The 26,690-nt window shown below is 59.4% G+C and carries 23 protein-coding genes, 4 tRNA genes and 1 pseudogene; 12 read left to right on the forward strand and 16 right to left on the reverse strand.

The annotated features are described in order from the left end of the window. Window positions 1-18 precede the first annotated feature (18 nt). Together HMPREF2975_RS10770 and HMPREF2975_RS10775 are read right to left on the reverse strand one after the other, a co-directional pair. Window positions 19-1,017: an AAA family ATPase gene (locus HMPREF2975_RS10770; protein ID WP_070727783.1), complete on the reverse strand. Its 999-nt coding sequence runs from the start codon at window positions 1,015-1,017 to the stop codon at window positions 19-21. 218 nt (window positions 1,018-1,235) lie between these two features. Then, window positions 1,236-3,065, reverse strand: coding sequence for a phosphoenolpyruvate carboxykinase (GTP) (locus tag HMPREF2975_RS10775; protein WP_070727785.1), 1,830 nt, complete (start codon window positions 3,063-3,065; stop codon window positions 1,236-1,238). A 320-nt stretch (window positions 3,066-3,385) separates the two neighbouring features. On the opposite strand from HMPREF2975_RS10775, the gene HMPREF2975_RS10780 reads away from it, so the two are divergent. The 3 genes from HMPREF2975_RS10780 to HMPREF2975_RS10790 all read left to right on the forward strand — a co-directional run bounded on the left by HMPREF2975_RS10780 (window position 3,386) and on the right by HMPREF2975_RS10790 (window position 5,811). Then, the gene (locus HMPREF2975_RS10780) at window positions 3,386-4,015 is read left to right on the forward strand and encodes a DUF47 domain-containing protein (protein ID WP_058237329.1); all 630 of its coding nucleotides are present in this window, start codon (window positions 3,386-3,388) and stop codon (window positions 4,013-4,015) included. A 4-nt stretch (window positions 4,016-4,019) separates the two neighbouring features. Beyond that, the gene (locus HMPREF2975_RS10785; RefSeq protein WP_070727788.1) at window positions 4,020-5,084 is read left to right on the forward strand and encodes an inorganic phosphate transporter; all 1,065 of its coding nucleotides are present in this window, start codon (window positions 4,020-4,022) and stop codon (window positions 5,082-5,084) included. Window positions 5,085-5,322: 238 nt separating this feature from the next. Continuing rightward, on the forward strand, window positions 5,323-5,811 hold the full coding sequence (locus tag HMPREF2975_RS10790) for a septum formation family protein (RefSeq protein WP_058237331.1): 489 nt from the start codon (window positions 5,323-5,325) through the stop codon (window positions 5,809-5,811). Between the two features lie 188 nt (window positions 5,812-5,999). On the opposite strand, the gene pstB is transcribed toward HMPREF2975_RS10790, so the two are convergent. The 7 genes from pstB to HMPREF2975_RS10825 form a co-directional block, all read right to left on the reverse strand. Continuing rightward, window positions 6,000-6,779, reverse strand: a complete 780-nt coding sequence (gene pstB / locus HMPREF2975_RS10795; protein ID WP_058237898.1) for a phosphate ABC transporter ATP-binding protein PstB — start codon at window positions 6,777-6,779, stop codon at window positions 6,000-6,002. Between the two features lie 135 nt (window positions 6,780-6,914). Further along, the gene (pstA, locus tag HMPREF2975_RS10800; protein ID WP_083314548.1) at window positions 6,915-7,901 is read right to left on the reverse strand and encodes a phosphate ABC transporter permease PstA; all 987 of its coding nucleotides are present in this window, start codon (window positions 7,899-7,901) and stop codon (window positions 6,915-6,917) included. Next, window positions 7,901-8,869: a phosphate ABC transporter permease subunit PstC gene (gene pstC / locus HMPREF2975_RS10805; RefSeq protein ID WP_058237332.1), complete on the reverse strand. Its 969-nt coding sequence runs from the start codon at window positions 8,867-8,869 to the stop codon at window positions 7,901-7,903. Before pstC ends, pstA begins: the two co-directional genes overlap by 1 nt. A 14-nt stretch (window positions 8,870-8,883) precedes the next feature. Further along, complete coding sequence (gene pstS / locus HMPREF2975_RS10810) at window positions 8,884-10,026, reverse strand: phosphate ABC transporter substrate-binding protein PstS (RefSeq protein ID WP_058237333.1); 1,143 nt, start codon at window positions 10,024-10,026, stop codon at window positions 8,884-8,886. A gap of 232 nt (window positions 10,027-10,258) precedes the next feature. Continuing rightward, window positions 10,259-11,242 (reverse strand): NUDIX hydrolase, encoded by a 984-nt coding sequence (locus tag HMPREF2975_RS10815; RefSeq protein WP_070727794.1) that lies wholly within the window; start codon window positions 11,240-11,242, stop codon window positions 10,259-10,261. A gap of 181 nt (window positions 11,243-11,423) precedes the next feature. Beyond that, window positions 11,424-13,886, reverse strand: a complete 2,463-nt coding sequence (locus HMPREF2975_RS10820; protein WP_070727983.1) for an RNA degradosome polyphosphate kinase — start codon at window positions 13,884-13,886, stop codon at window positions 11,424-11,426. Window positions 13,887-13,907: 21 nt separating this feature from the next. After that, the gene (locus tag HMPREF2975_RS10825) at window positions 13,908-14,543 is read right to left on the reverse strand and encodes a hypothetical protein (protein WP_058237336.1); all 636 of its coding nucleotides are present in this window, start codon (window positions 14,541-14,543) and stop codon (window positions 13,908-13,910) included. A 173-nt stretch (window positions 14,544-14,716) separates the two neighbouring features. Between HMPREF2975_RS10825 and HMPREF2975_RS10830 the strand changes: the two genes are divergently transcribed. Continuing rightward, a tRNA-Lys gene (locus HMPREF2975_RS10830) sits at window positions 14,717-14,792 on the forward strand. Between the two features lie 928 nt (window positions 14,793-15,720). Here the strand turns inward: HMPREF2975_RS10830 and HMPREF2975_RS10835 are convergent. The 4 genes from HMPREF2975_RS10835 to HMPREF2975_RS12865 form a co-directional block, all read right to left on the reverse strand. Next, on the reverse strand, window positions 15,721-15,978 hold the full coding sequence (locus HMPREF2975_RS10835; RefSeq protein ID WP_058237337.1) for a GlsB/YeaQ/YmgE family stress response membrane protein: 258 nt from the start codon (window positions 15,976-15,978) through the stop codon (window positions 15,721-15,723). A 214-nt stretch (window positions 15,979-16,192) separates the two neighbouring features. Further along, the gene (locus HMPREF2975_RS10840) at window positions 16,193-17,158 is read right to left on the reverse strand and encodes an EamA family transporter (RefSeq protein ID WP_083314549.1); all 966 of its coding nucleotides are present in this window, start codon (window positions 17,156-17,158) and stop codon (window positions 16,193-16,195) included. Next, complete coding sequence (gene msrB, locus HMPREF2975_RS12860) at window positions 17,158-17,538, reverse strand: peptide-methionine (R)-S-oxide reductase MsrB (protein ID WP_070727990.1); 381 nt, start codon at window positions 17,536-17,538, stop codon at window positions 17,158-17,160. The genes HMPREF2975_RS10840 and msrB overlap by 1 nt, the downstream gene beginning before the upstream one ends. Before the next feature lie 133 nt (window positions 17,539-17,671). Beyond that, window positions 17,672-19,783, reverse strand: coding sequence for a mechanosensitive ion channel family protein (locus HMPREF2975_RS12865; protein WP_070727799.1), 2,112 nt, complete (start codon window positions 19,781-19,783; stop codon window positions 17,672-17,674). Between the two features lie 128 nt (window positions 19,784-19,911). On the opposite strand from HMPREF2975_RS12865, the gene HMPREF2975_RS10855 reads away from it, so the two are divergent. The 3 genes from HMPREF2975_RS10855 to HMPREF2975_RS10865 all read left to right on the forward strand — a co-directional run bounded on the left by HMPREF2975_RS10855 (window position 19,912) and on the right by HMPREF2975_RS10865 (window position 20,232). Next, window positions 19,912-19,984: transfer RNA gene (locus HMPREF2975_RS10855), tRNA-Glu, on the forward strand. 73 nt (window positions 19,985-20,057) lie between these two features. Continuing rightward, a tRNA-Asp gene (locus HMPREF2975_RS10860) sits at window positions 20,058-20,131 on the forward strand. A gap of 25 nt (window positions 20,132-20,156) precedes the next feature. Continuing rightward, a tRNA-Phe gene (locus HMPREF2975_RS10865) sits at window positions 20,157-20,232 on the forward strand. Window positions 20,233-20,291: 59 nt separating this feature from the next. Here the strand turns inward: HMPREF2975_RS10865 and HMPREF2975_RS10870 are convergent. Beyond that, window positions 20,292-21,683: a DUF2254 domain-containing protein gene (locus tag HMPREF2975_RS10870; RefSeq protein ID WP_070727802.1), complete on the reverse strand. Its 1,392-nt coding sequence runs from the start codon at window positions 21,681-21,683 to the stop codon at window positions 20,292-20,294. Window positions 21,684-21,825: 142 nt separating this feature from the next. Here HMPREF2975_RS10870 and HMPREF2975_RS10875 point away from each other — a divergent pair, with 142 nt between their 5' ends. Further along, window positions 21,826-22,794 carry a Sir2 family NAD-dependent protein deacetylase gene (locus tag HMPREF2975_RS10875; RefSeq protein ID WP_117394373.1) on the forward strand — a complete coding sequence of 323 codons (969 nt, stop codon included), beginning with the start codon at window positions 21,826-21,828 and terminating at the stop codon, window positions 22,792-22,794. 44 nt (window positions 22,795-22,838) lie between these two features. On the opposite strand, the pseudogene HMPREF2975_RS13155 reads toward HMPREF2975_RS10875, so the two are convergent. Continuing rightward, window positions 22,839-23,057: pseudogene (locus HMPREF2975_RS13155) on the reverse strand (YdeI/OmpD-associated family protein); the annotation flags it as partial. On the opposite strand from HMPREF2975_RS13155, the gene HMPREF2975_RS12340 reads away from it, so the two are divergent. The 4 genes from HMPREF2975_RS12340 to HMPREF2975_RS10895 all read left to right on the forward strand — a co-directional run bounded on the left by HMPREF2975_RS12340 (window position 22,998) and on the right by HMPREF2975_RS10895 (window position 24,906). Next, the gene (locus tag HMPREF2975_RS12340) at window positions 22,998-23,372 is read left to right on the forward strand and encodes a hypothetical protein (protein ID WP_070727804.1); all 375 of its coding nucleotides are present in this window, start codon (window positions 22,998-23,000) and stop codon (window positions 23,370-23,372) included. The pseudogene HMPREF2975_RS13155 and the gene HMPREF2975_RS12340 overlap by 60 nt on opposite strands. A 288-nt stretch (window positions 23,373-23,660) precedes the next feature. Then, entirely contained in the window at window positions 23,661-24,149 is a 489-nt protein-coding gene (locus HMPREF2975_RS10885) for a phage holin family protein (RefSeq protein ID WP_082628598.1), read from the forward strand. Beyond that, a complete protein-coding gene (locus HMPREF2975_RS10890) occupies window positions 24,146-24,454 on the forward strand; it encodes a DUF3618 domain-containing protein (RefSeq protein WP_058237341.1) in 309 nt (102 codons plus the stop codon). Before HMPREF2975_RS10885 ends, HMPREF2975_RS10890 begins: the two co-directional genes overlap by 4 nt. A gap of 173 nt (window positions 24,455-24,627) precedes the next feature. Then, on the forward strand, window positions 24,628-24,906 hold the full coding sequence (locus HMPREF2975_RS10895) for a DUF3073 domain-containing protein (RefSeq protein ID WP_058237904.1): 279 nt from the start codon (window positions 24,628-24,630) through the stop codon (window positions 24,904-24,906). Between the two features lie 536 nt (window positions 24,907-25,442). On the opposite strand, the gene purM is transcribed toward HMPREF2975_RS10895, so the two are convergent. Beyond that, a complete protein-coding gene (gene purM / locus HMPREF2975_RS10900) occupies window positions 25,443-26,675 on the reverse strand; it encodes a phosphoribosylformylglycinamidine cyclo-ligase (protein ID WP_070727807.1) in 1,233 nt (410 codons plus the stop codon). Between the last annotated feature and the right edge of the window lie 15 nt (window positions 26,676-26,690).

The following is a 26,690-nucleotide window of genomic DNA, read 5'->3' on the forward strand; positions in this document are numbered from 1 at the left end:
GCAGATCCTTCTGGGTGTTTACGGCACCGGGACGGCGTTGAAGACAGAATCGATCAGGCGATCCACGTCCACACCGTCAGCGATCGCATCATAGGTGCGGATCATGCGGTGACGCAGCACTGCATGGCGCATCGCTTTGATTTCCTCAGGGGTGACGTAGTTGCGACCTGACATCAAGGCGAGGGCCTGAGAGACGCGCATCAGGGCGATACCGCCACGCGGGGAGGCTCCTACGCGCAGCAGTTTGCTCACCGGCTCGACGTAGCGAGGACCCTGGCCGCGCGTGGTGTTGATGATGTCAACGATGTAGGCCTTCAGGGTGTGGTGAATGAAGACGCGGTTCGTCATCTTCTGCAGCGTTGTCAGATCCTCGAGGCTGATCGGTTCTTCCTGGATCTGCGCATCCATCGTGCCCGCGTCGATGCGTTCGAGGACTTCGAGTTCTTCACGAGGCTGAGGGTAGGTGATGATCTGCTTCATCAGGAAGCGGTCCATCTGAGCTTCGGGCAGAACGTAAGTGCCTTCTTCTTCGATGGGGTTTTGCGTAGCCATGACCATGAAGGGTATGGGCAATGGGTAGTTCACGCCGCCGATCGTTGTCTGAGCTTCCTGCATGGCCTCGAGCATGGCTGACTGGGTTTTCGCTGAGGAACGGTTGATTTCGTCCAGGAGCACGAGGTTGGCGTGAACAGGTCCGAGCTGCGTGACCATTTCGCCTGTCGCCTGGTTATAGACCTGCGCGCCGATAATGTCATTGGGCATGAGGTCAGGTGTGCATTGGATACGCCTGAAGGATCCGGATACTGCTGAAGCCAGGGTCTGGGCTGCTGTTGTCTTGGCCAGGCCAGGGACAGATTCAAGCAGGATGTGCCCGCGTGCCAGCAGTGACGCGATCAGTGCACGCCGCAGGTCATCCTGTCCCACCACACGGGAAGCGAAAATGCGTTCCACCCGAGACAGCAGGTCTCTGGCGTGGGAGAGTTCCTCGTCAGTCAGATAGTTCGGGCTCTGGCTCATGAACAGTATCTTTCTTCTTCAACTGTGCGATCGACGCACTCATTGTCTCACTTTGGTTGATGCGCCGCTGAGGCTAGTCTACGTTCGAGAAGATCACGATGGCTAGATAAAGACGAAGGGGCCCGTCTGGTTTCCCAGACGAGCCCCTGAACGTTCAGGCTGCGAGCCTCACTGGGAGACTGCGCACCACCGATCTGCGGGTTCTGCAGATCGCATCGTCACTTGGCAGCTGCAATGCGATCGCGGAACTTCTTGAGCTGCTCGGTAATTTCTGCCGGCAGATGATCACCGAACTGTTCGAAGTACTTCTCGGTATCATCCATTTCGGCTTCCCACGCCTCAGGATCGATGAAGAACAGCTTGTCCCAAGCCTCTTTGTCAAGATCGAGTCCTTCAAGGTTGAAGTCCTCGAACTTCGGGTACAGGCCGGTGACGCCTTCGACGGCTTCGACCTCGCCGGCTGCGCGGCGAACGATCCAGTCGAGAACGCGGGAGTTGTCGCCGTATCCCGGCCACATGAACTTGCCGTCCTCGTCCTTACGGAACCAGTTGACCTGGTAGACCTTCGGGAACCTGTCGCCCAGTTCCTTCTGCATCTCCAGCCAGTGGCCCCAGTAGTCAGCCATGTTGTATCCGCAGAAGGGCAGCATGGCGAATGGGTCGTGGCGCAGGGAGCCGACTGAACCTTCAGCAGCAGCGGTCTGCTCGGATGCAACGGATGCACCAATGAACACACCGTGTGCAGGCTCGTACTGCTCAGCAACCAACGGAACGTTGGAAGCGCGGCGGCCGCCGAACAGGATTGCGGTGACCGGCACGCCTTCTGGTGCTTCCCAGTCGGGGCAGATGATCGGGCACTGCGATGCTGGAACCGTGAAACGTGAGTTCGGGTGTGCTGCCGGTGCATCGGACTCCGGCGTCCAGTCCTTGCCGTGCCAGTCGATCAGGTGCTCAGGCACGTCGCCGTCGATGCCTTCCCACCACACGTCGCCATCGTCAGTCAGTGCAACGTTGGTGAAGATGGAGTTGGCCTTGGCGGTTTCCATTGCCATCGGGTTGGTCTTGTAGGACGTTCCGGGGGCAACACCGAAGAAGCCGGCTTCCGGGTTGATGGCGCGCAGGGTGCCATCGGGACCGGGGCGCATCCATGCGATATCGTCACCGACGGTCTCAACCTTGTAGCCGTCAATGGTCGGCTGCAGCATAGCGAGGTTGGTCTTGCCACATGCTGACGGGAAGGCAGCGGTGATGTGGTACTGCTCGCCGGTCTTCTCAGAGGTCAGGCGCAGGATGAGCATGTGCTCCGCCATCCAGCCGTCGCGGCGAGCCATCGTCGATGCAATACGCAGCGCGAAGCACTTCTTGCCCAGCAGAGCGTTGCCGCCGTAACCGGAGCCGTAAGACCAGATCTCGTTGGTCTCAGGGAAGTGCGTGATGTACTTTTCGTCGTTGCACGGCCACTCGGTATCGGTCTCGCCCTCGGCAAGCGGCTTGCCGACGGAGTGAACTGCAGGAACCCACGGCTTGCCCTCGTTGATGAGGTCCATAGCCTTGGCACCCATGCGGGTCATGATGCGCATGTTGCACACAACGTACGGCGAGTCGGTGATCTCAATGCCGAGCTGAGAAATCGGGCCACCCAGCGGTCCCATGGAGAACGGCACCACGTACATGGTGCGTCCCTTCATCGCGCCGGTGAACTTCTCCTTCAGAGTTGCCTTCATCTCCTTGGGATCTGCCCAGTGATTCGTCGGGCCGGCGTCTTCTTCCTTCTCGCAGCAGATGAATGTGCGGGATTCGACACGGGCGACGTCAGACGGCAGAGAACGAGCCAGGAAGGAGTTGGGGCGCTTCTCTTCGTTCAGACGCGTGAACATGCCTGAGTCAACCATCTGCTCAGTCAGACGATCCCATTCTTCCTGGGAGCCATCAGAGAACTCGATGGCATCAGGTGTGGTCAGAGCAGCAATCTCGGCCACCCAACTCACGACGTCTTCGGGAGCATTTGATGGCGCTGCGGAGCGGACATCTTGTTCGGTCACGGACATACTTTTGCCTCCTGAGGCACTCGGTACTCCAGGGCGCGGTCACGCCCTCGATCTACGATCCCATCATCTCGCACCATAGGGGTTTTCGCTAGGGCGAATAGTCCCACCGCTGGTGTGTCCGACTCCACATTCACCGCCGGTTTGGCGCACGATTCCGCGCCAGCCTTAGAATAAACGCGTGCGAAAATCCTTATTTAGCTCGCCAGCACACCTGCACGTATGCGCGAGGATTTCGCGAAATTAACTGCTTGTGTGAAACTTGCAGCGATTTGCCCTAATGTTAACTATGTCTGACAGACATGTGAATACTGGGAGTCCGTATGCCTTTACGTAAGTCCGATGGGCCGTCGTTTTTCGATCTACTCACTAAGCAAGCAGCACTTTTAGTATCAGCTGTCGATCTTCTGGGATCCATGCTCGGCTCACTGCCCCTGGAGCGAGTCGCCCTCCGCGACAAGCTTCACGAAATTGAACACGAGGCAGATGAGCTTAACCATGCGTTAACGAAAAAGCTCAATATGTCGTTCGTGACCCCGTTCGACCGTGAAGACCTCGGCTTCCTTGCCGGTCGGCTCGACGACTGCATGGACTACATGGACGAGGCTGGCGACCTGATCGTGCTGTACGGCCTCGACGACATTCCCGAGGACGTCGCCACGCTCCTCGCAGCACAGATCAACGTTCTGGTGCGCTGCGCAGATCAGACCGCGACCGCTCTACCCGGCCTGAAGTCTCCACTTGACCTGCGTGACTACTGGGTGGAGATCAACCGCCTCGAAAACGAGGGCGACAAGGCCTACCGTCACACTCTGACAGCACTGTTCGACTCCTCCCTGGATCCAGTCACCATCATCAAACTCAAAGACGTCGTGCAGGTTCTTGAGCGAGGAACCGACGCATTTGAGGACCTCGCCAACGGTATTGAAGCCATTGCCGTGAAGGAGTCCTGAAGCGGTGGATCTCAATCTGATCCTTGTCGTAATGGTGATCGTCATCGCCCTGATTTTCGACTTCACCAACGGATTCCACGATGCTGCCAACGCAATCGCGACGTCCGTGTCGACCCGCGCGCTGACCCCCCGCGTCGCCTTGATCATGGCCGCCGTCATGAACATCTTCGGCGCGCTCATGGGCACGGAAGTCGCCAAGACTATCGGTGAAGGCATCATCGACATCTCTCACTACTCTCTGTCAACGGATACGGGTCTGCAACGCGAGGGCCTCGTCATTGTTCTGGCAGCCCTGGTGGGGGCCTGCACGTGGAACCTGATTACGTGGTGGTTTGGGTTGCCGTCCTCGTCATCGCATGCGTTGATCGGCGGTCTGGTCGGTGCCGGGCTTGCGTCCGCGACTGCCGTGAAGTGGACCGGCATCGTGCAGCACGTCATCGTCCCCATGTTTGCCTCCCCCGTCATTGGCTTCCTGCTGGGTTTCATCCTCATGAAGATTGTGCTGTGGCTGTTCGCAAACTTCCCGTATCACCGCACGATGCGTAACTTCCGTCTGGCGCAGACACTGTCAGCTGCAGCAATGGCATTGGGTCATGGTCTGCAGGATGCTCAAAAGACGATGGGTGTCATCGTCATGGCCCTCATTGCAGGCGGCTACGGTGAGACCCACCAGGTGTTCGACCCTGCCACCGGCGACATGCAGATTCCTCTGTGGGTCAAGCTCGCCGCTGCAGGCGCGATCTCTCTTGGCACGTACTCGGGCGGCTGGCGAATCATGCGCACCCTTGGCCGCAAAATCATCGACCTGGATCCTGCACGCGGTTTCGTTGCGGAGACCATTTCTGCCGCCGTGCTCTACCTGTCGGCGTTCGTCTTCCACGCACCGATTTCGACGACGCACACCATCACCTCGGCAATTCTGGGCGTGGGTTCAACCCGGCGATTCTCAGCGGTGCGCTGGGGCGTGGCTGGAAACATCGTGATCGCATGGTTCCTCACACTGCCCGCTGCGGCGGCAGTGGCGGCAGTGATGTTCTTCGCCATCCACGGTCTGGTTGGCATCGTCTAGAAGCACGTACGCTCGCTGCGCAGCCCCCGCCGAATCACACGTGCTCGCGCTGAGCGTCCGCGCTGCGTTTTTCGACGAGTTCGCGCCGGTTTTCGTCGAAAATTCTCTATCTTTTTCATGCCCCGTTCGATACCATGAAAGTGTCCTGACAACTCAGCTGTCGCCTCCGTTGCAGGTGGCGTTTTCCTCTCATCCACTCATTTACGAGGGCGACTGCGCGACGCTAAGTGAGAACGATATGCTGAACTTTCAAGACCTTTCTTCTTCGCATCGCCCGACATCACGAACCGTGTGTGCAGCATTGAGTGCATGCGGGTTCGCAGTGGCGGCATCCATGCTGGCCGGGTGTTCGTTCCTCGGATCGGGTAACGACACGTCAGCTTTTGACCTGAAGGTTGGCCAGTGTATCGAGGCCCCGCCTGAAGATGAGATCGTGGAATCCCTGCCCGTGGTTGAATGCTCGGAACCCCATGTCGGCGAAGTCATGTACGACTATGAGATTGACGCCCCGGAGTACTCTGAGTCGCTGTCGGATGAGGCCACCGTTGAGTGCGCGAAGCACTTCGAAGAATATGTCGGTGTCCCTTTGGAAGCCTCGCAGTTGGACGTGGCGCCGTTGAGCCCATCTGAAGATTCATGGAAAGAAGGCGACCGCGTGGTTTCCTGCCTCATTTTCCACGAGACTGGCCAGACACTGAATCAGTCAGTTAGGGATTCCAAGATGTAATGCTCCGCGTAAAGGTTGAAAACGCGATAATCGTGGGGCGCCCTCGCCAGTGATTGACGTGGGCGCCCCACGGCATACAAAACCCGGCGGGCAACCCCTCACCCTATGTCTGACAGTAGGCCGCGAGGCCTCATAAGTGGTGAGAAGCTGCCCGCCGGAAGCATTGCCGGGCCAGGAAGCCCGCGATCTTATCCGAAGCGTCCGGAGATGTAGTCCTCGGTCGCCTGCTTGGACGGATTCGAGAAGATCGTCTCGGTGTCGTCGAATTCGACGAGCTCGCCGGAGCCGCCCGTTTCCTTCAGGTTGAAGAAACCGGTCTTATCCGACACACGCGATGCCTGCTGCATGTTGTGCGTGACGATAACGATCGTGTACTCCGACTTCAGCTCGTTCATCAGGTCCTCAATGGCGAGCGTGGAGATCGGGTCGAGAGCCGAACACGGCTCGTCCATCAGAAGGACCTCGGGGCGCACCGCGATGGCGCGTGCAATACACAGACGCTGCTGCTGGCCACCAGACAGTGAAGATCCCGGGATGTCCAGCCTGTCTTTAACTTCGTTCCACAGGTTCGCACCGCGAAGTGACTTTTCAACGATCTCGTCCTGCATCGCCTTGTTCATACGTCGCGCGTTGAGCTTCATGCCAGCGAGCACGTTCTCACGAATCGACATCGTGGGGAACGGGTTCGCGCGCTGGAACACCATGCCGACATGGCGACGCACCTGGACGGGGTCGATCTTCTTGTCGTAGATGTCGACGCCTTCCAGCTCAACTTTGCCTTCCACATGCGCACCGGGGATCACCTCGTGCATGCGGTTCAGGGAACGCAGGAATGTCGACTTGCCACATCCTGATGGGCCAATCAACGCGGTGATCGCGTGGCGTGGAATTTCCACCGTCACATCTTTCACGGCAAGAAAATCGCCGTAGTAGATCTGTTCATCGGTGATATTGAAACACGTCGTCATCGTTTTAACTCCGTCTTTTTTCACTGTCAGATTTGAAGGCGACGCGTCACGTGGCTCATCGTAAGCGCGTTCCGTCTGCGTTGCCACGGCTGTCTGTGTGCCCTGCCCCGCGGGATTATCCATTGTGCTCATCGTTTAGCGTCCTCCCTTGGGAGCAAAAATCTTGGCGATCACTCGGGCAATCAGGTTCAGAACCATCACCAACAGGATGAGGACGAGGGCGGCCGCCCACGCGCGTTCATAGTTGATGGTGGGTACGCAGTTAGCCACACCTTCACGGCAGGTGGCCAAGCCCTGCGAGTACTGTCGGTAAATGTATACCGGCAGTGTCGCCATGCGGCCATCCATCACATTGGCGTTCATGCGTCCAATGAAGCCTGCGGTGATCAGCAGCGGGGCTGTTTCACCGATGACGCGGGCGATAGCCAGCATAACGGAGGTAGTCAGGCCTGCTGCAGCGGTACGCAGTACGACTTTCACCACGACACGCCACTTTGGCACGCCCAGAGCGTAGGCAGCTTCACGCAGTTCGTTAGGAACCAGGCGCAGCATTTCCTCACTGGAACGCACCACTGTCGGGATCATCAACACCGACAAGGCGATCGCGCCGATGATGCCTGCTCGATAGGAGGGGTCGTACAACATGAAGATCGAGGCGGCGAACAGACCAGCAACAATCGAGGGGATGCCGGTCATGACGTCGACGAAAAATGTCGTGGCCTTCGACAGGAGCCCGTTGTTACCGTATTCGACCAAGTAGATTGCCGTGAAGATACCGATCGGCGCAGAAATCAGTGTCGCCCACAGCGTCACGAGGGTCGTTCCGACCAGTGCGTGGGCGATACCGCCGCCCACTTTACCGCCGAACATGCCGACCATATCGCTGACGAGGAAGTCCCACGTGGTGCGCAGGTAGCCATTACTGATCACCGTGACCAACACCGTGACCAGCGGAATCATGGCAAGAGCGAATGCGACAGTCACCAGAACTGTCACGAAGCCATTGGTGAGTTTTCTTCCGATTGGCAGCGACTCATGGATCGGGCTCTGATGGCCGCGATTGTTGTCTGAATCGGAAACGTCCTTCGGCGAAGTGTTCGTACCAAGTGTTGCTGTGCTCATCAGTTCGCTCCTGAGAATGCGGCTCGACGCGAGACGATCCAGCGCGCAATCGAGTTGACGATGAGGGTGATCGCGAACAGAGCAAGACCCGTTGCGATCAGAGCCGACGAGTTGATGCCCGTTGATTCGGGGAACTGCAAGGCAATGTTGGCCGCAATCGTGGAGTGCTGACCTGCCTCGAGGATGTGCCATGAAATATTGCTGCCGACTGACAGCACCATGACGACAGCCATTGTTTCACCAAGAGCTCGGCCAAGGCCCAGCATGGACGCTGACACGATACCGGAGCGTCCGAACGGCAGAACGGCCATCTTGATCATTTCCCACTTCGTGGCACCAAGGGCCAAAGCAGCCTCTTCGTGCAGGCGCGGGGTCTGCAGGAAGACCTCTCGCGACACGGAAGTAATGATGGGCAAAATCATGACAGCAAGGATCACCACCGCGGAGGCGAGTACACGGCCCGTTGGGGACACTGTGCCGGCGAAGAGTGGGAACCAGTCGAAGTACTTACCCAGGAAGTCATAGAGCGGCATGAGGATCGGGATCAACCAGATCGCACCCCAGAGGCCGTAAATAACGGACGGAACTGCCGCAAGCAGGTCAACGAGGTATCCAAGAACCTGGCTGATACGCGGAGGTGCGTAATGGGAAATAAAGAGGGCGACACCGACTGCAACAGGAACGGACAGGAGCAGTGCCAGCACTGCTGCCAGGATCGTGCCGAATATCTGCGGCGCCGTGAACTTCCAAATCGTGACTTCCTCAGCCGACCCCATCATCTTGAAACGCAGGGAAGGGTCGGAAATCGCGGGCCACGCCCGCAGCAGTAGGAAGATCGCTACTGCTGCGAGCGTGCACAAGATTAACGAAGCAGCGGCGGTTGAGAGGCCAGCGAAAACCTTGTTACCGATTCTCCCTGGCGTTCTCTCCCAGCTCTTATTCTTCGTTGTTGTAGGTGTCGTAACCAACGCGAACCTGTACCTTACTTGATCTGGTCCAGAACGCCGTTGATTTCACTGCGCATTGCTTCGGAAATGGGAGCCGCACCAGCGTTGTCGGCTGCCATCTGCTGGCCTTCCTCGGAAGCCTGGTATCCGATGAATGCCTTGACCAGTTCGGCCTCGTTCGCATCCTCGTAGGTGGAGCACACGATTGAGTAGGAGATCAGAATCAGCGGGTAGGAGTCGTTCGTCTCGGGCACGCGGTTCACGGACAGTGCGATGTCGTTGGCATCGCGATCCGCAACGCGCTCAGCCGTTTCAGCGGCCTTGGCTGCTGTCTCAGCGGAGAAGGAGACGTAGGTTCCGTCGGCTGCTGCCAGTGCGACAGTTCCGAGGTTGCCGGCCTGAGAAGCATCGGCGTAGCCGATGGTGCCGTTACCGGCCTGGACGGCCTGGACAAGTCCAGAGGTCTTGTCACCGGATTCGCCACCGGAGACTGGCCATTCCTTGCCTGGATCCGTCGGCCATGCCTCGGGAGCAGCTGAGTGCAGGTAGTCGGTGAAGTTCTCGGTCGTACCTGACTTGTCGGAACGGTGAACAGGGGTGATGGCGAGATCTGGGAGCTTCGCATCCGGGTTTGCCTTGGCAATTGCCGGATCGTTCCAGTTGGTGATTTCGCCGGCGAAGATCTTGGCGATGGTTGCGGCATCCATGTTCAGGGAGTCGACACCCTCAAGGTTGAAGATGACGGCAACCGGGGAGATGTACACCGGAAGGTCCCATGCAGGTCCACCACAGCGTGCTTCGGCTGCTGCGATCTCGTCGCCTTCAAGCGGGGCGTCCGATCCGGCCCATGCAACCTGCTTGCTGGTGAACTGTGTGATACCGGTACCTGAGCCAACTGCCTCGTAGGAAACAGTCACATCAGGGTTAAGTTCGTTGAAGCCTGCCTTCCAAGCTTCCATCGCGGCTTCCTGGGAGGACGCACCCGAACCGGCAACCGAACCTGAGAGGTCAGTCGCAGGTGCAACTTCATCCTGAGCTGACTGAGAGTCGCCGGATGCTCCGTTGTCCGCGCCTGTGCTTTCCGCTTTGTCTCCGCCGCCGCAAGCAGCCAGAGCGAGCGTCATGGTGGTGGCACCTGCCAGAGTGGCGAGAAGCTTTGTACGAGCATGCACTGTCATTGATCATCTTCCGTTCTGCCGCCACTGTGGCGGCGCGTTGACGATAGACCCGGAATGTCCCGGATATTGCTCACGCTAAGAGGGGGAAGTGACAGCAAAGCCGGTTAAAGATGAACAAATGGTGAACTTGCACGTGAGGGTGCCCACACAGTTATAAAGTTGTAACCTTTGCCCGGTTTTTAGGGCCTGAAATTCATTCAAACGTGACAATTCCGGACGCGATTTGCGCCCATCAGAGCGTCGCCAGCTTGGTGAGAGGGCGATACGTTTCCACGGCAACAACGCACGGGCCGCCCTCGTGCATGACGATATGAGCCAGGAGCATCTGAGCAGTCTTGAGCCACGGCGACTCCGCTGGGAACGCGGCGTGCAACGATGAGGGCGAGTACGAGCGTATCGGCTCAAACAGGGCAGGCAGCGTGGGCCTGTGCGCGCAGATAATCGTCGGCGCGGACCCGGGGTTTTCAATTGCTTCATTGACGAGGGCGGAGCCTGCGGCCGGGTTGTCTGTCATCGCGCTTTCATCCAGCTCGTCGAACAGCTCCATGCCGATGCCGGTCAGTGACGCGTACGGTCCGACGGTGGACGCACAGCGTCGCCACGACGAGGACAGGACCTTCGTGATGCCAAATGCTGACATGAGATCGATCAAGTCGATGCTCTGGCGAACGCCGATACGCGCCAGGGGGCGATCCGCATCCGACCCTTCCCAACGCCCGCGCTTCACGGCCTTTGAGTGGCGCACAATGGCCAGCGTGGAGCTGACAAGTCCACCGCTTTCAGCCAGAGCTACGAGCTCATCCAGCAGACGACGATCGCCTCGGCGGGTCAACGTGCGGCGTGCAAGTGACGGGCTCACCCAGCGCGTATTGTCGATCTCGCGGCGGGAGGCCTGATGGACAGGCGGGCGGCTGAGCAGTGCCGGAGAATCGGGCTGGCAGGCCTGTCCGACCCAGTAGTGGACCTCCTTGATGTGGCCCGCGCCAAGTCGGTAGCGCTGAATGGTCAGTGGCGCTCCCAGCGTGACCGGCAGGCCGGTTTCTTCTTCCACTTCCCGCACGGCGGCCACCGGCAGCGGCTCGTTGAGTTCAGTCTTACCTTTGGGCCACGACCAGTCGTTGTAGCGCGGCCGATGGACCAGCAGGACCTCTATGTCATCGGGATCAATGACGTCACCGAGGGTGGCGTCGCGGTCAGACTGCGTAAATCTCCACACCAATGCACCGGCGGCTCTGACTAGCCGGCTCGGTATCGGTGACGGATGGGAACGGGACACGTCATAAGCGTATCTGACCCAGTGCCATGATGCCGACGATGGGCAAAAATACGATCGACTCCACGCGGTGGGCGGGCCGCCGAGGCTGCGCACTGTGGCGCAAACCCCGTCCGCGTGTCCCTTAGCTGCGGCCGACGACGCGGGCCGATGCCTCCGCCATCAGTGTTTCCTGCAGATCCTCCAGACGTTTGCCCTCGTCATCGCGGTTGTGCCGCTTCCACGTGCCGTCAGCTTGCAGATGCCATGAAGAGGTTGTCGACGCCACGCCTCGACGCACCAGGTCAGCAAGATAACTGACCTGCGACGGATCCACGATACGCACCAGAGCCTCCACGCGGCGATCCAGATTGCGGTGCATCAGGTCAGCCGACCCGATCCATACTTCCTCTTCGCCTTCCGGGCCAAACGCGTAGATACGCGAATGCTCCAGGAAGCGACCCAGGATGGAGCGAACCCGAATATTCTCCGATAAGCCGGGCACTCCGGCCTGAATTGCGCAGATACCTCGAACCAGCACATCCACCTGAACACCGGCCTGGCTGGCGCGATACAGAGCATCGATCACTGCTTCGTCAACAACCGAATTCACCTTGAAACCGATCCAGGCAGGTTGACCGTTCCGCGCGCGCTCAATCTGCTGGTAAATCCGCTCGATCAAACCGGGTCGGATTTCCAGCGGTGCGACCAGCAGGCGGTGGAACGTGGAGCGTGGCGCGTAGCCGGACAGCTGGTTGAACAGTCGCGTCAGATCCTGACCCACATCGCGGTTATAGGTCAGCAACCCCAGATCCTCGTAGCCGCGCGCCGTCTTCGGGTGGTAGTTACCGGTTCCCACGTGGCAATAGCGTCGCAGCTGATCGCCCTCCTGGCGCACCACCAGTGACAGTTTGCAGTGCGTCTTCAGACCCACCATGCCGTAGACGACGTGCACTCCGGCGCGTTCAAGCTTGCGCGCCCACTCGATGTTGGCTTCCTCGTCGAAACGGGCCTTGATCTCCACGATCGCGACCACCTGCTTGCCGTTCTCGGCCGCTTCGATCAGCGCAGACACAATCGGAGAATCGCCCGAGGTGCGGTACAGCGTCTGCTTCATGGCCAGCACATTGGGATCACGCGCAGCCTGAGTAATGAAGTTCTGGATGGAGGTGGCGAAAGAATCATACGGGTGGTGCAGCAGCACGTCGTGCGACCGGATCGCGCCGAAAATATCCGTCGGGCGCGCCGATTCAACCTCTGCCAGTCCGGCAGGAGTCACCGGCACATACGGTTCATACTTCAGGCGCGGAATATCGAGTGCCTGCAGCTCATTGCACAGCGTCAGGTCAAGCGGTGCCGGCACCATAATCACGTCAGCGGGCGTGATTTCCAGCTTGCTGATCAGAAAGTCCAGTACGAAGCGTGAGATCGTATCCTCAACTTCGAGGCGAACCACCGGCCCAAACTTTCGGCGCAGCAGTTCTTCTTCCATCGCGGTCAGCAGGTTTTCCGCATCATCCTCTTCTACTTCGAGGTCCTCGTTACGGGTCAGTCTGAACGAGTGTGCCTCGACAATCTCAACACCTGGGAACAGGTGGTCCAGGTGCGCGGCAATGACTGATTCGAGGGTGATGAACGTGGCGCCCTCATCAGTGTCGACATAACTTTCCGCGTTCCCCTCGCCCATTGCGGAGTCGATGTTGATCAGGCGCGGCATCGACGGCGGCACCTTGATGCGCGCGAAGTGCAGCTTCGAGGTAATCGGGTTGCGCACCACGACCGCGAGGTTCAGTGACAGCCCCGAAATGTATGGGAAGGGGTGCGACGGGTCCACGGCAAGTGGCGTGATGACGGGGAAAATCTGCCGACGGAAATAAGTCGTCATCTTGGAGCGCTGGTCATCTGTGAGCTGATCCCACCCGCGCAGATGAATCCCCTGCTCGTCCAGCTTGGGCAGGATGTCGTTCTGGAACTCGCGTGCCTGACGCTCGCTGAGTTCGCGCGTGCGCATCTGGATACCGTCCAGGACCTGACGCGGAGACAGACCAGCGGCAGACGGTTTGGCAATGCCGGCGTTGATGCGGCGCTTCAGTCCGGCCACACGCACCATGTAAAACTCATCAAGGTTGGAGGAGAAAATCGCGGAGAACCATCCGCGTTCCAGCAGCGGCAAATCCTCATCTTCACTTTGCTCCAGGACGCGCTCGTTGAACGCCATCCATGACAGTTCACGTTCTGCGAAGCGTTTGTCCGGCAACTCGCCGAAATCTTCAACGGTCGAGGCTGGTGCGGCGCTGGCCTGGGCATCTTCAGCGCGCTCCTCATAGGAGTTCGCGTCGGCGCCCACCGTGATGTGCTCACCATCCTGGATGCCGTCGGTAGCTTCGTCTTCCTCGTCGTATTCGGAGTCTTCGTGTTCGACACCGACGAGCTGTTCATTGTCGGCAGGGATCACCAATTCGCTCGCCAGGGCAGCTTCAACCGCGCTGCCACTGGTGACGTGAGCGCTGTGAGCGTCACCCTCGCCGTTGGTGTCGTCTGCTGGCCAGTGTTCATCTGGCGCCGAGAATGTTTGGTCCGAATTGCCTGCATGTTCCGGGTTCGTCATCATTCTTCCTCACACTGGCGACTAGTTGAGCGCACCGATGTGCGCTTCTTCAGCTGATCGGTCAAGTTCATCTGCGGTCTGAATCAGCGCGCGGGCGCGCGTGGTGACGGGGTATGCCAACGGGTCCCGCGGGTCGACGATCCATTTGCCACCCTCGGCGTCTCCAGCTGCAACGATCCGCATCGCCCGTGACGTTGCAGTAATGATGGCAGCCAGGTCGTCGTCGTGGCGGCGCCCTTCGAGCAATTGGTCAACCTCGTGTACCACGTGCTCCAGATCGGGAATGTCAACGGGATGTTCAAGGCCGGGGATGATGTCCGCATGGCTTCCGCGCACAAAACGGTCGCGCACCAACGCAGTGTCGCGGTGGTACCAGCGCGACCACAGGTAGAGTCGCCACAAGGCTCCGGGCAATGTGAATTCCGGGCTGCGTGACCACATGTCGGCCAGCACGTCCACGCCTTCCGTACGCACGGCGGTGCGCAGGCGTTCGATTTCGTCAGGCCCGAAGTCGTCGTCACTGACTCCCATCAAAGCCCATGCTGACGAGTGCGCAATCGCAGACATTTCCGCAGGGTCGGAGTCGCCGACGATTTGTTCGGCGTCGGCCGGGTCCAACATTGCTGGCCGACGAGGGCGACGCTGTTGGCTGTTCATCTGTGACTCCTTCTCGGTGATATGACGAGCCTACCGCCTGAAGGTGAACGGCGTTGATCAAGTAGTTGAACGGAGTGGGCACCCTCGCCAATCCTGATCCGAGGGGGATCGTGGTTTTTCCCACGTCACGTTGATTAGTGCAACGTGGGACTGATGCATTACCATGCTCTCATGGGCCTATAGCTCAATTGGCAGAGCAACGGACTTTTAATCCGTGGGTTGGGGGTTCGATTCCCCCTGGGCCTACCATTATGATGTGTCGGGGCATCGTTGACAATCAGTTAGCGGTGTCCCGGTCTTTCACTATATGGCCGACCTTGCCGCGTATGCCCTAACCGCAGATCACTCGGTGGAATGCGACTGCTGTCCGGCCACAACACACCAGAACGCGCACAATCCCCTAGATTTAAGCCCTCCGTGTGCATATACCCCTAGTTCTAACCTCGCCTCGTGCACATACCCCTAGTTCTAGCCCCACCTCGTGCACATACCCCTAGATTTAAGCCCTCCGCGTGCACATACCCCTAAAAAGTCTTGTAAAAATGCACAATCCCCTAGATTTAACGCGTGAGGCTCGAGGCCGCCGGAAGCTACTGACGGCTGACCTGCGAAAACGGGATTTCTCCCTTGAGAGTGCCGACTTTAGCTAGGGGTATGTGCAATATTCGCGTCAAATCTAGGGGAATGTGCACCAAAGCAGGGAAGATCTAGGGGAATGTGCGCGGTCACGCCTAAGATCTAGGGGAATGTGCGCGGTCACGCCTAAGATCTAGGGGAATGTGCACAAATGCGCGTCTATTTGAGGGGATGTACACCGAGCCGTTTAAAGCGGAGAAAAGCGTACAACCTGCGCACAGTGCTCCAAGACGGAGACGGCATCAATCCGAGACAGAGCCAGGCATCAATCCGAGATACGGCCGCACGGACGCAGACGCCAAGGCCACACGCAGGTACAAAGCTTCGGAAGGTACGGCGGTGCAAACACCCATACAGAAGCTCGCCAAACGAGCTTAATCGTCAGGCGAGCTGAAGCGCCATGCAGACGCCACGCGGGCTTAAGCATCGAACAGACGACAAGCAGGCTTAATCGCCAAGCGACCTCAAGCGGCGAGCAGACATAAAGAAAGGCCCGGCCATTTCTGACCGAGCCTTTCCACAGTCTGCGGATCCGCTGACGTTACTTCGTCAGGGAGTTCGACTTGCCCTGAATTGCGAGGAAGACACCGATAAGCAGGAATGCCACGACTGCGCCGATGATCCAGCGAAGCACTGTGCCCACTCCAAGCGCACCAGCGATCCATCCGGCGATACCGTAACCGGCAGCACCCAAGATAATAGTCCAGATGATGCCCATACCCTCGTCGCCCTTCATGAAGACGCGAGCGATTGCACCGATAACGGCGCCGGCAATAATCATCCACAAGATGTCCAACATGATCGTTCTCTCATTCTGTTGATCAGCAGAGACATCTTCATGATCTCATACGTTTTGCGTCAATGCGAGACCAAATACGGCCAGTTCTGGTCTAGCGGACATCTCGCCCGCATCTGCCCCGTCAAGTCGGCGTTGACGCAAGCTGCTCGCGCTGCAAGGTCACAGCAAGGCAGTCGACCTGGAACAGCTCAGGCAGGTAGTAGCGGCGCTAGCGTCACCCTCGTCGATGATGCGGCTGAGGCGGGTAGGAGGCGAGCCCGACAGCAACTGAAATCAACACAAGACCCACCAGAGACCAGGCACTGGGCAGTTGCCGCAATGTCACCGCACCGATCAGCGCCGACGTTGCCGGCAACAGGGAGTTGAACAGGGCAAACATGGCGGCACTGAGGCGGCCCATGGCGAGCGCCTCCAACGAGTACGGGATCACCGTTGACAAGACTCCGACACCGACCGCCATGACGACCAGTTTCGGTGAATTCAACGCGCTGACCGCTCCGACCGAAAAGAACGGGGCGAACACAAGTGCGGCAGTGCCACAGCCCAGCGCCAGATTCGTGATGCCTGAGCGGCGCGACGCGATCGACTGCCCCATCACGATGTACCCCGCCCATAGGGCTGCAGCCCCGAGCACCCAGGCCGCACCAACGAGCTGCCTGGTGTCGCTCAGATCCAGTCCGAGGCCACCGATGCAGGCCACTCCGGCAAAAGCCAGCGCTCCTGCGATACGTCCGGACCAGCCCCCGGAGGTCACCACCGCAACCGTGACCGGGCCGAGGAACTCCAGGGAGACCGCCACGCCCAGCGGCAGAATGTGGATCGCCTCGTAAAAGCAGATATTCATGCCGCCCAGCACGATGCCGAACAGGGCCGACGCAGCCAGGTCACGCGGATTGAAGCGCCATATACGAGGGCGGCGCCACGCCAGCAGCACAACCGCACCCGTTGCGATGCGGACCCATGCTACTTCAGCGGGTGTCATAACGGCGAACAGGGTCACTGCCAGCGCTGCACCGAGGTACTGCGTGAGCCCCGATCCGACCAGAAAGAAAGGCGCGGGAATCGCGATTGAAGCAGCTCGCAGAGCGGAGCCTTTACCTCGGGAAGCAGGTCGGTGTACGGAAGCAGGTCGGTGTACAGAAGCAGGTCGGTGTGCCGATAACGGTTCCGGTCCCGGCATCAGCGCTCTTCAAAGTCGAGGCTGACAGAGTTCATGCAGTAACGCAGCCCTGTTGGCTGACGGGGAGCATCGTCAAAGACATGACCCAGGTGAGAATCGCAGCGAGCGCACCGCACCTCCGTGCGCACCATGCCGTGTGAACGGTCCTCACTGGTGGTCACAGCTGCATCTTCTGGCTGATAGAAGCTCGGCCAGCCGCACAGAGAATCGAACTTGGTGGTTGAGCGGAACAGTTCCGCGCCGCACGCTTTACAGCGGTAGATACCCTCGCGATCCTCGTGGAGCAGTGCACCGGTGTGCGCCATCTCAGTGCCGCCCTCGCGCAGGACGTGGTATTCCATGGGGTCGAGTATGCGGCGCCATTCTTCCTCGCTGCGCACTACCTTGCCGTTAGTGTCGGTAACCGCTTTGCCGTTACTGTCAGCAACCGCTTCGTCGGCGTTGCCATTAACCGCCCCGCCGTCGTTGTCACCGCTCTCCCGCAGGTCGCGGGCGCCTTGATCATTCTGCGTTTCACTCACGGCTCGATCCTCCCAGTAGTCCTGAGCCCTTTTCCTGGCGGATCTGCGACTCACGTTTTCTTTCTTCCAGTACTTCCGGGTCAGGGCCCGAAAATGCGGCACTGCGCTCTTCCGCGTCGGGCGAGCCGGAAAAGACCCGCTCCCCCGTCGTGGTTGTCTCATCGTCCGAGTCTGCTCGACCAGTCGCGTCTGCCACTGCACCGTCGGGGTCGCTGCCGACCTGGTTCGCACTGGTCAGATCCACACTCGTATTGTCCGCACGTGCAGGGCTCGCATCGCCAGCCTGTGCACCGCTGGTGGGCGCACTACTGCCCGCTTCCGCGCCATCGTCATCGGCCTGCTTCTTGGGCTTGCCATCTGCTCCAATGGCCGGCATCACGGCAGTTTCCGCTACGCCTGACGCAGAACGAGCTATCTGACCCGCTCCCTCTGCAGACGCTGCTTCCGACGCCTGGTTAGCCTGACCAGGAGCCCCGCTGCCAGCATCGGACTTGACACGCAGATGCCCCTGCGCCTGCGCAATGATCTTGTCAACCTCTTCTGGCGTGAACACGTGGGTCGTGCCCGTGCCGTTCGTCTGAGTAGTATCCGCTGCAGCGTTCGCTCCCCCGCCGCCAGTCCGCTTCACAGCTGCTGTAGGTCCGTCCTCCGCTCCAGCCTCGGCATTCTCCGTTCTTTCGAGGCGGTCGCGGTTGCGCTGCGACATGGCCCGTCGACGCGCCATCTTCGCGCGTTGGCGCGCCGCCAGCATACGAGCAGCGTGCACAGGGTCGAACGGGTCTCGCTTGTCACCATCATGCGTAGCAGCATCGCCGTGGTCACCCTCGTCAGTCTTGTTGTCCGAGGGGGACCCACCGGATGTATCTGAACCTGCAATACCGGATAGTTCAGTGGCCAGGCGCGCGATCAGTTCCTGGGACTCATCCTTTGTCACCTCTTTGATCTCGCGCGGCTGAATGATGCGGGCGGGGCGTGCCCACGGGTATTCCTTGGAGATCCACGCGATGAGCTGCTCGCGCATGAAGCAGCGCAGATCCCACAAGTTGCCCGAATTTGACGCTGACAGGGAGACCCTGACGGTGACGGTCTGATCAGTCGAATCAGTCACCTGCACGGCCCAGGAGCGGCGATCCCACAGATCCGTGCTGTTCAGGAGTTGCTCGACTTTTTGACGCACCACCGCCACCGGCACCGCCCAGTCGGTGTAGATCTCCACGGTGCCGAGGAGTTTGGTGGCCTTGCGGGTCCAGTTTTCAAAAGCAGACGACGTGAACTTCGAGGACGGCACGATCAGGCGGCGATCATCCCAGATATGCAGGACAACGTACGTCAACGTGATCTCCTCGACCACGCCCATCGTTTCCTTGTCCCCCACGACAACAACAATGTCGTCAACACGGATGGCGTCCGTGAAAGCCAGCTGCAGGCCGGCGAACACGTTGCCGAGCGTGGACTGGGCGGCAAGACCGGCGATCACGGAGACGATGCCGGCCGAAGCAAGCACCGTCGTCAACGCCTGCTGAGCCCCGGGGAATGTAAACAGGACTGCGGCAAAGCCGAGGATCCAGACCACGACCTGCAGGACGCGGCGCAGAACCTGAGCCTGAGTCTTGAATCTGCGCGAGCGTCCGTGATCGGAGCGGTTGCGCACGTGCGCGGCGTCTTCGATCACCCACACGGCGGCGGCGATGACCCATGTCGTTGCCAGGAGTGCGAGGATCAACAACCCGTGGTCGAGATATTTCACCCACGTGGGCTGATTGCTGACATCGGTGCTGCCCAGCGCAACAGCGCATCCGGCAAGCGCGCCCCACGCCATAAGTGCCCAGTACGAAGGCGCGTGGATGCGGCGCTGCAAGGCTTTCAGCAATCGAAGTTTGCGGAGCGCAAATCGGCTGACGCGCGCAAGAATGAATGCGACCACAATTCCGACCAGGATGCCTACCACGATTCCGAGGAATACGCTAGCCACGTCGAATGCGGTTTCAACAGCTTCGGCAGGTGCAGAGGGGTCCCCGATCGGCATAATTGTGCCGAAAACGAGGCTTGACTGCGCGCGGCAGCCCGTGAGAACGGCGGAGAAATCAGGTCCGAAAACTGTCATACCCCTAGCCTAGAAGCTTCCAGGCTCATTTGCGTTCGGTGAGAGGCTTCACATGGATCCGTTTTGCACTCGGAGGTCATTCCTGCTTATTATTCTACTCGTCGCCGAACGACAAGTTCGTGGACAAGGCCCCCATCGTCTAGAGGCCTAGGACACCGCCCTTTCACGGCGGCGACACGGGTTCAAATCCCGTTGGGGGTACGATCCGTGTCAGCCCTGCTGGGACGGGTTCAACAAGTGAATAAGGTAGACTTTTCAGGTCTCACTTTTTCGAGGCCCCGTAGCGCAGTTGGTTAGCGCGCCGCCCTGTCACGGCGGAGGTCGCGGGTTCAAGTCCCGTCGGGGTCGCTGACCCACCTTTTGGTGGGGTTTTGGCTCTGTAGCTCAGTTGGTAGAGCGTTCGACTGAAAATCGAAAGGTCACCGGATCGACGCCGGTCGGAGCCACCACTGCTTCAGCTCGCGAGATTTACGCGAGTTTCTTTCTGATAGTCAAGCGCCATTTCACGTCAGTCTTCATCGTCTTGCGCTTCCTCGTCGTCAATGATTTCTTCACGAGGTCCCTCAACTCTGAGCATGGAACGCACACTTTCAACGGAAGTCAGTTGCTGTGCGAGCTCCACATCGTGTTGATGAACGAATCCCTGCTCCGCCCCTTCGATCAGTCGCTGGCGTTCGTCCTCGACAAATTCCTGCACCTCTGCAATATCAACACCCGAATCTTTCTCGAGCGCTTCTTCAATGATGATCAGCAGTCTCAGCAGTTCGAATGTGACATCCGGGCTGGGAGAACAGAACCTTCGGATGGGAACGACAAAATCTTCCAAGAAATCTCGCACAGTCGGGGTCGGCACAGATGCAACGGGCTGCCCCTTATCGTTCAGAATCACCTCATGATTCGGAGGTGAGACAACCAGGCCTCGCAGCACCGGTGTTGCTCTGGTGATCACGTGTCGCCCAGTTGACGGATCGTTGGTTCCAGGGGACAAAGCTCGCACGACGATGTCTGCCAACTGGTGAAAAGACAAGCGCAAATCCTGGTCGGACACGCGTTCAGCTTCAACAGAGACCGCCGAGTCGGCCAGTTTGCGAAGCTCGTCGCCGCTAAGCTCACTGTCTGAGGAGTCAGCAGCAGATGTCCCACGTCGTTCGGCCCACGCCCACGCGTAGGTCTGTCCGGCACTGACTGCATCGCCGGGCGCGACGGTGAACACGACGCGCTGTCCGTGTTTGCGAGCCCACCTTGCCGCCGCTTCCACATCAATGGAACGCACATATCCCGAGAAGTGCCCACGAACGTCGCGCGCGTGCGGTGGGATCTCGGGGATCTGGCAGGCGACGTCCCATTTCTCTCGGTGCGCATCCAGGAGACGTTCTGCACGCGTGGCTACCTGCTCAATAATTGCGTCCACTCGCACCATTCGCACCACCGCGCTGACATACCAGACGAAGGTCGCGATAGCCAGAAATACCAGCAGCATTGCGATCGCCATTGCGAGCTGCGGAGGGGCCTCGCGTGACTCGGCTGATACCGAGCGTTGCAACACAACAACGTAGACGAATACGCCGATGAATACGCCAAAGATTCCCTTCACAGCCCGGGACTGGATGTAGTCACGCAGCAGCTGGTGCGAAAACTGACCAGAAGCCACCTGCAACACGATCAGTGTCATGGAAACCGTGGTCGTCAGCACCGTCAGCATGGAGGAGGCGATGAAGCCCAACAGAGAGGATGCTGCCGAAATATCTCCGGGCCAGAAGATTCGAGAAATGAGCCATTGAGTGGGCCATGAGATCGGTGCCAGGACTCCCGCCGCTATCGTGGCAAGGAGGGCGGCTACGAGCGGGGGCACCCACAGCTGATTCGATACCAGATACTTGATGCGGCGAAAGAAGGTCATAACGCCATAGTAGTTAGAGACCAGATTGTGCCCGCTTCCATTGGCCTGCATTGACTACGCTTCGCTTGGACCGCGCTGAAAGACGAGACGGCAGCAGCCAGGCCAGAACACGCGTTCTGCTCACTCGCGATAGTCTGACAGCGTGGCTCACCATTCGATTGAGGATTACTTCCCCGACGGCAACATCCCTAACCTGCGGATCAAGAACACGCCCGTGCCTCCGGCTGAAGATGCGCGACCCGATCCCACGGATGTGTCGGCCGCCCTCGAACCTGTTGTCGAACTGCTCGACGGTAAGCTCATCGCGGTGATCACCGGTGCGGGAATTTCCACGGACTCCGGCCTGCCGGATTACCGATCCCCCGGCGCAGTTGACCGGCACCCTATGACACTGCAGCAGTTCATGTCAGATGAGTCGTACCGCCGTCATTACTGGGCGCGCAACCATTCCGGCTGGCTCGCGCCTCTGCGCGCACAACCCAACGCCGGCCACCTCGCCCTGGCGCAGATGGAACGTGACGGGATCATCGACGGCGTCATTACGCAAAACGTCGACATGCTGCACGCCCGAGCCGGCACCCACTCACTGGTCAACCTGCATGGCCGCTTTGACCGCGTCATGTGCACCAGTTGCCACAGAATTTTTCCGAGGGCGGCCCTGCACAAGCGCCTCGTTGAACTCAACCCCACGTGGCAGATCAGCATTGACGAGGGGGACGTCGCGCCCGATGCCGATCTGGATGTGGGCGACACAAGTGGTTTCGTCATCGCCAACTGCCCGGCGTGCGGCGGCATTTTGCGAACTGACGTTGTTTTCTTCGGCGGCACCGTCCGTCCACATATTGTCCGCGCGGCGCGCACCCTGGTTGAGAAAGCTGATGCGCTGCTGGTGGCAGGCTCATCCCTTGCCGTAGGCTCAGCGATGCGTTTCGTGCGCCAGGCTCATCACGAGGACAAGCCCATCGCGATTATCAATCGCGGCGCGACGCGCGGGGATCGTTTCGCACAGGTGAGGGTCAACATAGGGACGTCAACGGCGCTGCCGTATCTGGCTGAACGGCTCCACGCTTCTGCCGCCCCGCGCCAGGCGCGGCCTGTTTTTTCGCGATGAGGGCACCCCGGCCAACAACACATGCGGCGTTTGCCTTCATCAAGCTCTTCAAGAGTGCGTCGGATGCGTCGCTGGCGCGTAGCTTCCTGCTTCGCACTGGTGACCCAGCAGATGAATTCGTTTCGCGCAAGGGTGGTGATGTCACGCCACGCGGTTTCAGCCGTAGCGAGAATTTTGCGACCCTTTCGGGGCACAATAGGTCTATGTCTGATTCGCGCGGCTTTCGGAAGCGGTGGTGGCGGCCCTGTTCGTGGTTCCGCCATTCATCAGTGGATCAGTCCGCAACCGACGATACCGCGTCCGAGTCGTCGACGCTGGAGCTTGAGCCGGACGGGTCATCGAACACTGAAATGGACGAGTCAGTTACCCCTTCGAGCAAAGATGGCGACTCGCCCAGCCACCCTCGTCAATCTGACGATGCGGATAGTGGAGCGGGCGGCGACGGTGGTGAGCTGTCTGCGGCCGATCGCAGCACCCACAATCATATGAGCGAGTTGCCTGAGGAAAGCCGGCGCGTCCTTGAGAAAGCGCAGGAAGTCTTCTCGCAGCTGCCAGGGCCTATCGCACCTGAACGCTGACGCAGCAACCGCTCTGGCTGCCGGCGCCTGGCCTGGCTCTCGGTCGCGGATAGCCGCCTGCACACGAGCTGTCTCCCGGCCGCAGAGGACTCCCGCACAAGGCTTAGATCTCGCTTAAACCCGCCGCCCGCGCACGACCTACCTCCCGTTGCGCGCATGGAGGAAATCCGGTCGGATTTTACTGTCCACTGCACCAAAAAGCTCCAAATCTGCAACACTTGGGTTTATACACTTCTAACAGGCGAGTTAGAAGGCCGAAATCACTGACGGCGCGAAGGAGAATCATCCATGTCGACGAACCGCTTCCGCTCGAACTCGAGCGCGCAGCCGGTCACTTCGACGTCCGATACGACTCGGACGTCCTATACAGCAACCGACGCGAATGCATCACGAAAATCAGGGCCGACCATCGGTGAGCTCTTTGCCACCCTGTCCGCTCAGCTCACTACGTTGGTGCGTGGTGAGATTGAACTGACGAAGACGAAGGCAACCGCATTCCTGGGAAAGATCGGCATGGGTGGCGGCCTGCTCGCTGGAGCAGCCGTTTTCGCACTGTTCATGCTGGGCTGGATTTTCCACACGATCGAGCTCGGCATTGCACAAGCTCTGCCTCGTTGGGCGGCATCGCTGATCGTTGTCGGAATTCTCCTCATCATCGTGTTGATTCTGGCGCTGGTTGGTGTCTCCGCCCTGAAGAAGGCAAAGGAAGACACGCCTGCTCCTCAGGAAGGCCTGAAAGATGACGTCGATGCGCTGAAGAAGGGATTGGGTAAATGAGCCAGTCAGAACCCCGCAAAGCTGAAGGTCGTTCTCCCGAGGAGATTGAGCGCGAACTGGAGCGCACCCGCGCACAGATGAGCGTCACCGTTGACGAACTGGTGAAAACCATCAGCCCGTCCAACCAGGCTCGCCTCGCGAAGGAAGCTGCACAGGAGAAGGCCAAGGATTACCAGGCCAAAGCACAGTTACTGGTCGACGATGCCCGTGCGGGTGATTCAGACGCCATCATGAAAGTTGCGGCGGCAGCGGTGGGCGTGAGCGCCCTCGTGGGCCTCGTGATCTTCAGGATCGTCAAACGCTGAATCGCCACGTCATCCTCGTGTAGAGGTTCTCGGCCCGCAGGCGACACGATGTCTCATGTCACACGAATAGGTGACATGGCTTTGAACACGCTATGATGTGGACACGACAGAATTTTGACCAACATAGGACACCGCTTTACGCGGATCCGCACACCGTGGAGGGGGTCGACGCCATGGGGCGCGGCCGTCAGAAGGCCAAGCAGACGAAAGTCGCACGTAAGCTGAAGTATTTCAGTCCCGATACTGATCTGGAAGCCCTCCAGAGAGAGCTGGCTGCCGAGCGTAAGGGAGCCGATCCAGATGACCCATACGCAAAATACATCGACGATGACGATCAGCAGGATGATTCCTATGAGGATCTGTACGAAGACCGTTACGCCGACATGTTCGCGGATGAGGATGACGAGGACGATGACTACGGCGCATACGAAAGCGACCAGAGTTCACGCTGAGTGACGTCCACTGTGACGTACGTTGTTTCACACGATTGACGAGGGCGGCGCGCTACGCACCGTCCTCGTTTTATGTTTGCGCGCGACGCGGCGCCCGGAGTCCGCGGATTGACGGCACATTTCCCTTGGATCTAACTGAGCTGTGTGCACAACCCCCTGGATCTAAGCCACCGGCGTGCACGAACCCCTGGTTCTAACCCGTTCGCGTGCACAATCCCCTAGATCTTCCGATTTGCGTGCACAACCCCCTAGATTTAACCGGAGTTCATTTCTCGCGTTTTACATATGCGCAGGTCAGGAGCCAGATGTACTGCCGCGCGCATCCGCAGGTGGGGTTTATCTAGGGGATCGTGCACAAATCACTTTAGATCTAGGGGATTGTGCGAGAAAACTGTTTAAATCTAGGGGGTTGTGCATAGGGTGCAGCGAACGCGGGGCCTGGTGTGCGACAACCGGTGGACGACGGCCTGCACGCGGTGCAGCGAACGCGGTGCACTCCACCATAGCCGCTGGCATCAGCCTGCTACCGAAGCCGCTCAGCTCACGCGATAACTGCCGGATAGCGCCACGGCCCCGGCATCGACTCCCTTGGCACCGCAGATCAGTCGCGGCTGGGACGTGCTCAAGGCGGCTCCCGTTGTGGCATGGCCCGCTGCAGCAGTGTGTTCTACGGAAGAGCCTTCAGCAGCAGTGCGTTCTACGGAAGAGCCTTCAGCAGCAGTGCGTTCTGCAGCGGAACCCTCTGAGGCGATGACCTCGCCCAGCACCCACGCCTCTATCCCAGCGTCGGCAGCGAGCGACATGCACTGGTCAGCAGTGGACTGCCCGACTACAGCGACCATGCCAACACCCAGGTTCAGTGAATCCTCCAGAGCGTCCCATGTCACGTCACCGTTGCGGCGCACCCACTCGAACACGGCAGGCACAGTCCATGAACCACGATCCACAGTCGCGCACAAACCGCTGGGAATGACTCGGGACAAGTTGGCTCCCAATCCCCCGCCGGTGACGTGGCTCAGGGCGTGCAGGCCACCCTCGTCAACACCAAGAGAATCCAGCATGTCGAGGCACACACGGGTGTACAGACGTGTGGGTTCAAGCAGTTCCTCCCCCACTGTTCGACCGAAGTCGGCGCACTGCGATTCCAGAGAGGTTCCGGAGATGTCCAGAACGCGTCGCACCAGCGAATAACCGTTGGAATGCAGGCCAGATGATGCCAGAGCGATCACGGCGTCACCCTCGCGCACGCGGTCAGGGCCGATCATCTTGTCCGCGTCCACCACGCCGGTTGCAGCACCGGCGATGTCGTAATCGTCCGGATCCATCACTCCGGGATGCTCAGCAGTTTCGCCGCCCACCAGCGGGCAGTCGACTTGTTCGCACGCCTGGGCGATGCCGTGCACGATCGCCGCGATCTTTTCCGGCACAACCTTGCCGCACGCGATGTAATCAGTCATGAGCAACGGCCGCGCACCCACAACGACGATGTCATCAACGACCATGCCTACCAGGTCTTGGCCGATGGTGTCGTGAATATCCAGCGCCTGCGCCAACGCAATCTTCGTGCCCACACCGTCAGTAGAGGTGGCCAGCAGCGGGCGCGTCATTCCGAGCAGAGCGCTCGCATCAACCATGCCGGCGAACCCGCCGGTTGCTCCTACAACGGTGGAGTTATGCGTGCGGCTGATGGCGTTCTTCATCAGTTCCACCGCGCGGTCACCGGCCGCAGTGTCCACGCCTGCTGTCGCGTAATCAAGATGCTCGCTCACAAGATCCTCCGAGTT

This window comes from Actinomyces sp. HMSC065F12, from assembly GCF_001814535.1.
GTDB classification, from domain to species: Bacteria; Actinomycetota; Actinomycetes; order Actinomycetales; family Actinomycetaceae; genus Pauljensenia; species Pauljensenia radingae_A.